This window comes from Okeania sp. SIO3B5 (assembly GCF_010692555.1).
Classification (GTDB): Bacteria; Cyanobacteriota; Cyanobacteriia; order Cyanobacteriales; family Microcoleaceae; genus Okeania.
In genome coordinates this window covers 1-3003 of record NZ_JAAHHG010000789.1, presented here as the reverse complement: position 1 = coordinate 3003, position 3003 = coordinate 1, and the positions used below count along the sequence as shown (strand labels likewise).

At 37.8% G+C, this 3003-nt stretch carries 4 protein-coding genes; all 4 read right to left on the bottom strand.

Going from position 1 to position 3003, the window contains the following annotated elements; translation table 11 throughout:
- A partial coding sequence (locus F6K54_RS42500; RefSeq protein WP_293090503.1) for a zinc ribbon domain-containing protein occupies positions 1-140 on the bottom strand: 140 nt, incomplete at its 3' end.
- Positions 141-182: 42 nt separating this feature from the next.
- Positions 183-1022, bottom strand: a complete 840-nt coding sequence (locus F6K54_RS42495; RefSeq protein ID WP_293090502.1) for a transposase — start codon at positions 1020-1022, stop codon at positions 183-185.
- A 19-nt stretch (positions 1023-1041) separates the two neighbouring features.
- The gene (locus F6K54_RS42490; RefSeq protein ID WP_293090501.1) at positions 1042-1263 is read right to left on the bottom strand and encodes a hypothetical protein; all 222 of its coding nucleotides are present in this window, start codon (positions 1261-1263) and stop codon (positions 1042-1044) included.
- Positions 1264-1796: 533 nt separating this feature from the next.
- Positions 1797-3003, bottom strand: a 1207-nt coding sequence (locus F6K54_RS42485) for a cation:proton antiporter (protein WP_293090500.1), incomplete at its 5' end; no start/stop codon positions are given.

Sequence of the window (3003 nt, the reverse complement as noted above, 5' to 3'; positions counted from 1 at the left end):
TATAACAACAGAGACTCTTTTACAGTTCCACAGTTACAACAGGTTTTATAACTGGGAAACCATCTGTCAACAATGGTTAAGGATGAGCCGTATAGTTGACATTTGTACTCTAGCTGCCTACGAAACTCGTAAAAACCCATATCAGCAATAGCCTGTAGGGGCGAATGGCCATTCGCCCCTACTTATGATTTGCCATCATTCCTGATACATTTAAATCTTCTATTACTATTTGGCTGTGATTCAAGGCTTGCGTAAGTAGTAAGTTTATGCAATGTATCTTTTCTGATATCAGCTATTTTGCTATGTAGTTTAGCTATCTTAAGTTGCGCTTTTTTCCAATAATTGGAAAACTTGACTTTATGTCGATTCAAGTATTGCAACCGAGAAAGTTGAGCTTCTAACTTTCTATAAGATTTGGCTCCAGGAAATACTTCGCCAGTGGATAATGTTGCTAAAGATTTTATTCCTAAATCTACACCAACTAATAACACTGATTTTTCAGTAATTTGAGTTTCTCTATCTGTCTTGAAACTAATAAACCATCTATCAGCTTTCCTGCTAATAGTTACAGATTTAGGAGTTACATTATCTGGTAAAATTTCATAAGTTTTCACCCATCCAATTCTTGGTAATTTAATCTGATTAAAACCAACTGTAATTGAACCATCTAAAGTAAAGCTATCATCTTTACCTTTTTTCTTGAATTTAGGTTGACCAGACACTTTGGTAAAGCAGCGTTTCCAACTATTGGATAAATACCTCAAAGCATAGCTCGGTGCACATTTAGAAACCTCGTAGTACCAATAGTTATTTGGTTTAACCATTGCTACCAAAAGTTTATGGAGGTCGATAGATGTGAGAAATTTAAGCTTACTATCAGGATTATGCTGGTTATGGTTTAAGATATTTTTAGTTAACCACAAACCCCAATTATAAGCATGACGCGCTACACCCGCGTGTTTAGCTAGCAATGTTTTTTGGTGGTTTGTGGGATGTAACTCAGTTTTGAATCCAAGTAGCATAAACAGATAATCCTAGATTTTAATAGATAATACCAGATTTTAGCCAACAGTTACAAGCCCCTTGAATGTTCAACTTTCTCATCAGACACTTTTCTACTTCGGATTCTGACAACTTCTGAGTTTGCACCCAGTTGATAGCAGAGCGTTTCCAGGATTCATACAATGCTCCTAGTTCCATGTTTGCAGGATGGTATTCAATTTTTGCTTCTATTCCTGTTAAGGAGCCGTGAGATTTGACCATTACTTACATTGAATCACTTTACTCAAGGTTAGCAGAGCTTGTCTAAGGGTGTCAATAATATTTGCTATAGCTTTGACCTTTTCTCAAGTTTTGTCCTGTACTTAGGGTTTGCGCTCAAAATTCTTTTAGTAGGGGTAGGAGGTAGGAGACAGGAGACAGGAGACAGGAGACAGGAGGAACGGGTATGGGAGCGAGGAGGTAGGAGTAATATCATGCCCGGTTGAACAGTTATATCATGTTCGGTTAAATACTTACACTTTGGAGGAAGGCAGGCAGTAGGCAGTAGGGAATATTGGTTCAAGGCCAGAAGTTTTTTTATAACTGATTATCCGAACATGATATTATAAATAAACTACTCATAATTCAGAATTTAGAATTTTCTAGGTCATGCTCCGCAAACAGAATTTAGAATTAAGGAGGGAAGAAAGAAGAAAAGAAAGAGAAAGTTTTTTTAAAGGAGAGGTAATTCTAAATTCTAAATTCTAAATTCTTAATTCTAAATTCTTGAATATTCCCTAGCGCGTAGCGCCATATTATATTGAAAAATCCGAGCCTGTCCATACTATCCAGAAAAGTAAAATTAACATGAGACTCATAAACCCAATCAAATGGTCAAATTCTTCCACCAGACGAGGGAATTTAATTGCCAACTTCTGAAAAATAAGTAGATATGCCACCCAACCAATAGCTATACTTACCAGTGGTTTAATGATATTACTTAGGGTGTAAGCTTCATAATAAAAAGCATTTGCCACAATTAATCCCCCCAGTAAGACCACTATTGCCCACCAAAAACCCAGTTTGACTTTGACTTCCTCGTTTTTCTGGTGAGGGAGAAATATGAATTTAGCAAAGGAAATAGCTGTTCCCACAGCGGCAATGTTCATCCCAATAACCTGCCAGGGTAATAGATTTTTAGAGGTTAACACTTTTGCTCCAAAACCAGATAATAGTGGGAAACCAGAGATAGAGAAACTAGCCATAACTAAAGCAACCCAAATCTGAGTATCGATGGGTTTATGGTGCAATTCTTTAAAATTACGGCTTGGTAAAACCCCTGCAATTAAAAACAGGGCAGATTTAACTAAACCGTGAGTCAAAGCATAGAAACCAGCTACTACTGGCGCAGCAAGCACAAAACCTAACTGCGAAATAGTATGAAATGCCAGCATTCGTTTAGTATCTTTTTCAAATACAGCATAACCCACCCCTAAAAGTGCTGTACTAACACCAAAAAATCTCACAATTGGATCGATTTCCTCTAACAGTAGGGCACAACGCACTAGAGGAAAAACACCTGCCTTGACCACAACTCCTGACAACATTGCTGATACTGGACTCTGTGATTCAGAGTGAGTTAAAGGCAACCATAATCCTGAGACAAAGATACCACCCTTGGCCAACAATCCCAAAAATATGAGGGCGATCGCTTCGGGAGGCGAACCACGCAAACCAGCAAAATAAAAGGAATGATGTGCCTTATATACGATTACTGCTCCCACCAGATAAAACAGCATTGCCGTATTACTGACAAACAGATAGCGTAGTCCTACCCAAATAGTTCTATCTGTACGGGGATAAGCTATTAGGAGGAACGCAGCAATACCAATTACCTCTAGTGCTACATACACACTCATAAAGTCTGCACAGATAAAAGTAGCATTAACACTACCATGCAGAATCACTATTTGCATATAGAAAAAAGCAGTTTTTTCGCTACTCCAACAGTAAAAAATAACA

Excerpts from the sequence above, each read along its gene's own strand:
- F6K54_RS42490 (WP_293090501.1), bottom strand. The coding sequence starts at position 1,263 with ATGGTCAAATCTCACGGCTCCTTAACAGGAATAGAAGCAAAAATTGAA.
- F6K54_RS42495 (WP_293090502.1), bottom strand. The coding sequence starts at position 1,022 with ATGCTACTTGGATTCAAAACTGAGTTACATCCCACAAACCACCAAAAA.